We start from the raw sequence: 4,875 nt of genomic DNA on the forward strand, positions 1-4,875 counted from the left end.
GAAACCGTGCGCTCGAGCCACGGCAGGTCGCGAAACACGATCCGCGGCGGCGCAGCGGCACGCAGGCTGGCTTGCACCGTCGCCAAGCCGAGACCCGCGCTGACAAGGCCGAGCGAGGTCAGCGGGTCCGCCGTCTCATAGGCGATGTCGGGCAAAAAGCCGGCTTTGGCGCAGGCGGCAAGGAACTGGCCGCGATTGGTGTCGTCCGGCTGGCGCACGACGGTGATCCAGGTGCGACCGTCAAGATGGTGAGGCCCGATCTCTGGCACTTCAACGAGTGGGTCATCTTCGGGGATCGCCAGCACCAGCGGCTCATGCCGCAGCGCCATGGCGGCGACATCCGGATCATCATCGGGTGGCGGCGAGTAGACAAAGCCCAGATCCAGCGACCGCTGCCGTAGCCCTTCCAACTGCGCCGCCGAGCGCAGGCTTCTCAGCTGCAGGTGGAAATCCGGCCGGTCGCGACGGAACTGGCGCAGCATCCCGGCGACAAGCCCGGCATGAACGGCCCCTTCGACATAGCCGATGGCGAGCCGGCCGACGGCGCCGCTGGCCAGGTTGCGGCCGAACTCCTCCACACGTCGCGCATTGGACAGCAGCGCGCGGGCCTCGGTGAGGAAGGCGCGGCCCTCGGCGTTGAGATGGACCCGCTGCTTCGACCTCTCAAAGAGGGAAACACCCAACTGCTCCTCGAGCTGGATGATCTGCCGGCTGAGTGGCGATTGGGAAATATGCAGCATTTCGGCTGCGCGCCCGACATTTCCGGTTTCGGCGACCGTGACGAAATAGCGGAGCTGGCGCAGGTCGAACATTTCTCCTCCAAGGCTCAAGTCCCTTTGGGTCTCAACTTTATCCTAATCAGTCTTGGACTGTCTGACCAGCCAAAAGCGATAATCGGCCATCCCAACCAAAGGAGACCGCCATGCAGTTCTTTGCCCTTCTCGCTCGCAACACCGAAAAATTTACCGATGCCGATTTCGCTCCACTTCTGCCCGGCGAAGCCGAACAGCGGCGCACGCTCTACGCCGAAGGGGCGGTACGTCAGGTGTGGAACCGAGGCGACATCCCGGGCAGCGGCATGATGCTCGAGGCTGCTGATGATGCTGAGGTTCGCGGCCACCTCGCCACCTTGCCGTTGGTCAAGGCCGGCATGATGGACATTGCCGCAATCGTGCCCCTCAAGCCCTACCCCGGCTTCGGCCCGAAGCACTGACAGGGCACATCCGGGGGTGACGAAGGCGTCACCCCCGGATTGACACGGGGATCGACAGACTGTGATCGGCTGTCAAGAAACCGTCACACGAAACCGGCTTCGCGCGTGCTAGGAATCAGTATCAGGCAGCCGCCGTGCGGCGCCATCTTCGGAACATGCATCTGGCACCGCCCATGGACATCACTCTCGCCCCGGAAGGCACCGATCTCTCGCCCTACCTGCCCGACGAGCACGGACTGTTCTTCATCTATCACTTCACCGCTGAGGGCGTGCGAACCAGGGACGCCGCCGCCGCGCACTGGACATGGCGCAGCTACCAGCTTTCCGACATGCGGGCCCGTCACGAAATCGGCGCCGATCGGGTTTTGCCGGCACCGGCGCGTGAAGCTTTCCTGTCCGCCAGCCATGGCTGCCACATCGACCTCGAGGACGACTGGCTCTATGGCGATCTGCCGGACCTGCGCCATGACTATTCGGCGGAAGCGGGCGGGCTTGGCCATTTCCGCTTCGCGCTCAATGACACGATGCTGGTCGGCGCCCGCAAGCAACCGCTGCAGTCGGTCGACAACATCCGCAAGGCGATCGAGAATGGATCGCGCAAGTTCCGCTCGCCAGCCGAGTTGATCGAGGCTGTCGTCGGCCAGTCGTTCGATGGCATGGTGGCGGAACTTGCGGCACTCGGCGACAGTCTCGACGGCATCGAAGACCGTATCGTCTGCGACGCATGGCACAATGAACGGCAATCCCTGGTCGACGCGCGCCGGCATCTGGTGGTGATCCACAGGCAGATGGCGACGCTGACCAATCTGTTCCGTCACCTTGATCATTCGCACCGCAACGACCTGCCAGACAGCATCAACGACATGGCCGCGCGCCTTTCACACCGGGCGCAGACGCTGCACTATGACGGCGAGCAATTGCAGGCGCGCGCCCGGCTATTGCAGGACGAGCTTATGGCAAAGCTGACGACGCAGTCGAACCGGCTGCTGTACGTCCTGTCGGTGATGACGGCGGTGCTGTTGCCGATGACCATCATCTCAGGCCTGTTCGGCATGAACGTTGGGGGCCTGCCGCTGGTCGACACGCCAATGGGCTTTTGGGTGGTGACGGCTGTGTCGATGGTGATCGCGGGCGCGACCTATCTCTTTGTCAGGCGGCTCGGACAGATGTAGCACCCGCCGGCAGCTTTCACGCAGTGGCGCGAAGATCCTCGATGATGGTGCCGGCGGCGGCCACTTCCGCTTCGTGATCGGGCTCGCGCCAGGTCTCGGCAAGCCCAGCCGCATGCCATTCGCGCATCGCCGGCAGAGCAAGCAACTGCGCCGGATACGCTGCAGCCGCACCCTCGAAGGAGAGCCCATAAGACTGTGCGCGGAACGCCACCGGGGCAAAGAAAGCATCTACTGCGGTGAAATGAGCGCCCGCCAGAAATGGCCCGCCGAAACGAGCAAGACCATCATTCCAGAGGTCGCCGAGGCGAAAGAGGTCCTGCTTCAGCGCATCGGACATCGGAAACGGCTCTACCCGCACGCCGCAACTCATCGGACAGGCGCTGCGCAATGCGGTGAAGCTCGAATGCATCTCGGCGGCGGCCGAGCGCGCCCAGGCGCGCGCCTTGGCTTCGACGGGCCACACGCCATGGTGGCGTTCGGCCAGATATTCGACGATGGCCAGCGAATCCCAGACCGCCCAGCCGTCGTCGACCAGGCACGGCACGCGGCCGCTCGGTGAGAAGGAACGGTACAGATCCCAGCTCGATCCGGTCGGGAATGGCGTCAGCCGTTCCTCGAATGGGATATCCAGCGCGCGCATCAGCACCCAGGGCCGCAGCGACCATGAGGAATAATTTTTGTTGGCGATATGCAGCAGGTACATCGAACCCCCTTACCGTGCGGGCTGCGGCGCGGCGCGTCGCGCTGTCGTCAACATCGACCAGGAATAGACTGCCAAAGCCGCCCAGATCAGCGCAAAGGCGATGGCCTGGATGGTGCCGAAAGGCTCGTCGAAGATCAGAACGGCGATCAGGAACACCATGGTCGGCGCGATATATTGCATGATGCCGATGGTTGACAGCCGCAGCAGCTTGGCGCCGAAGGCGAACAGCAACAACGGCACCGATGTGACTGGACCGCAGCCGATCAGCAACGCCGTATCCGTGCCACTGCTGGATACGATGTGGTCCTGTCCGGTCGCGATGAGATAGACTATGTAGCCAAGTGCCGGCACCGACAGCAGAAGGACTTCGAGCAAAAATCCCTGGCTCGGGCCGATCGGCAGCGTCTTGCGGAAGAAGCCGTAGGCGGCGAAGGAAAACGCCAGTGCCAACGACACCCAGGGCAGCTTGCCGCCTTCGATGGTCAGCACGGCGACGGCGACGGCCGCCAGCACCACCGCCGCGATCTGCAGCCGGTCGAGCCGCTCGCCGAGCAGCAGCGCGCCGACAACGACGCTGACCAGGGGATTGATGTAGTAGCCGAGCGCGGTTTCGACGGTGCGGTCGACCGCGATCGCCCAGACATAGATGCCCCAGTTGACCGAGATCAGCGCCGCCGTCAGCGCGGCCATGGCGATGGTGCGCGGCGAACGAAGCGCCGCCTTGAAATCCGCCGTGCGGCCGGCCCAGATCAGAACGGCGGCGGCGATCGGCACCGACCAGACGATGCGATGGGCAATGACTTCCGCGAGCGGCAGATGAGCGACCGCCTTCATGTAGAAGGGCAGCAATCCCCATAGCAGATAGGCGCCGAGCGCCAGCAGAAAGCCGCGCCGGGCCTTGGACTCTGCATCCAGGGTAATTGCTTCAGTGGCCATGGGCCAACGCTATGGCCCAGTCACCTTGGCAAGACCATCGCAAAGTTCTGATGGATCAATGGACTTTCGCTGATGGTTCAACCCTATTCGGCGGCCACCAGTCCGGCCATCTCGCGGTTCTTCATCAGCTTGTAGACGATGGAATCCATCAGCGCCTGGAACGAGGCGTCGATGATGTTCTCGGAAACGCCGACCGTCCACCAGCGCGCGCCGGTGCCGTCATGCGATTCGATCAGAACGCGGGTGATCGCCTCGGTACCGCCATTGAGGATACGCACCTTGAAGTCGGCCAGCTCCATGTCGGCGATCTCGCCCTGGAATTTGCCGAGGTCCTTGCGCAGCGCGATGTCGAGTGCGTTGACCGGGCCATGCCCCTCGGCCACCGACATCTTCTCCTCGCCATCGACCACCACCTTGACGATCGCTTCGGAGACCGTCTTCAACTGGCCGTTGGCGTCGAAGCGGCGCTCGACCATACAGCGGAACGAGGTGACGTTGAAGAATTCCGGCAGGCCGTGCAGCATCTTGCGGGCGAGGAGTTCGAAGCTGGCATCGGCGCCTTCATAGGCATAGCCCTCGGCCTCGCGCTCCTTGACCACGGATATCAGCGCGTCGAGCCGGTGATCGTCCTTCGGCACCTCAATGCCGCGTCGCCTCAGCTCGGCGAGGAAATTGGCCTTGCCGCCCTGGTCCGAGACCATGACACGGCGGCGGTTGCCGACCGTTTCGGGGGGGACGTGCTCGTAGGTCGCCGGCTCCTTGGCCAGTGCGGAGGCATGAATGCCGGCCTTGGTGGCGAAGGCGGAAGCGCCGACATAGGGCGCTTGCGCCTCTGGCGCTCGGTTCAGGAG

General features: G+C 63.8%; 6 protein-coding genes. 2 read left to right on the forward strand and 4 right to left on the reverse strand.

The window, feature by feature from the left end; translation table 11 throughout:
- A partial coding sequence (locus tag ENZ75_RS21000; protein ID WP_128278285.1) for a LysR substrate-binding domain-containing protein occupies positions 1-812 on the reverse strand: 812 nt, incomplete at its 3' end.
- 110 nt (positions 813-922) lie between these two features.
- On the opposite strand from ENZ75_RS21000, the gene ENZ75_RS21005 reads away from it, so the two are divergent.
- Both ENZ75_RS21005 and ENZ75_RS21010 read left to right on the forward strand, forming a co-directional pair.
- Positions 923-1,213, forward strand: coding sequence for a muconolactone Delta-isomerase family protein (locus tag ENZ75_RS21005; RefSeq protein ID WP_013532552.1), 291 nt, complete (start codon positions 923-925; stop codon positions 1,211-1,213).
- A 173-nt stretch (positions 1,214-1,386) separates the two neighbouring features.
- Complete coding sequence (locus tag ENZ75_RS21010; RefSeq protein WP_063167702.1) at positions 1,387-2,385, forward strand: transporter; 999 nt, start codon at positions 1,387-1,389, stop codon at positions 2,383-2,385.
- 16 nt (positions 2,386-2,401) lie between these two features.
- On the opposite strand, the gene ENZ75_RS21015 is transcribed toward ENZ75_RS21010, so the two are convergent.
- The 3 genes from ENZ75_RS21015 to ENZ75_RS21025 all read right to left on the reverse strand — a co-directional run.
- Positions 2,402-3,088 (reverse strand): glutathione S-transferase family protein, encoded by a 687-nt coding sequence (locus ENZ75_RS21015; RefSeq protein WP_013532554.1) that lies wholly within the window; start codon positions 3,086-3,088, stop codon positions 2,402-2,404.
- Between the two features lie 9 nt (positions 3,089-3,097).
- Positions 3,098-4,024, reverse strand: coding sequence for an EamA family transporter RarD (gene rarD, locus ENZ75_RS21020; protein ID WP_013532555.1), 927 nt, complete (start codon positions 4,022-4,024; stop codon positions 3,098-3,100).
- A gap of 83 nt (positions 4,025-4,107) precedes the next feature.
- Positions 4,108-4,875: alpha-isopropylmalate synthase regulatory domain-containing protein (locus tag ENZ75_RS21025; RefSeq protein ID WP_281061260.1), on the reverse strand; the 768-nt coding region annotated here is incomplete at its 5' end.

This window comes from Mesorhizobium sp. M7A.F.Ca.CA.002.04.1.1, assembly GCF_004022805.1.
GTDB classification, from domain to species: Bacteria; Pseudomonadota; Alphaproteobacteria; order Rhizobiales; family Rhizobiaceae; genus Mesorhizobium; species Mesorhizobium ciceri.

Coding starts and splice junctions, on each gene's coding strand:
- rarD (WP_013532555.1), bottom strand. CDS start 4,024: ATGGCCACTGAAGCAATTACCCTGGATGCAGAGTCCAAGGCCCGGCGC.
- ENZ75_RS21015 (WP_013532554.1), bottom strand. CDS start 3,088: ATGTACCTGCTGCATATCGCCAACAAAAATTATTCCTCATGGTCGCTG.
- ENZ75_RS21010 (WP_063167702.1), top strand. CDS start 1,387: ATGGACATCACTCTCGCCCCGGAAGGCACCGATCTCTCGCCCTACCTG.
- ENZ75_RS21005 (WP_013532552.1), top strand. CDS start 923: ATGCAGTTCTTTGCCCTTCTCGCTCGCAACACCGAAAAATTTACCGAT.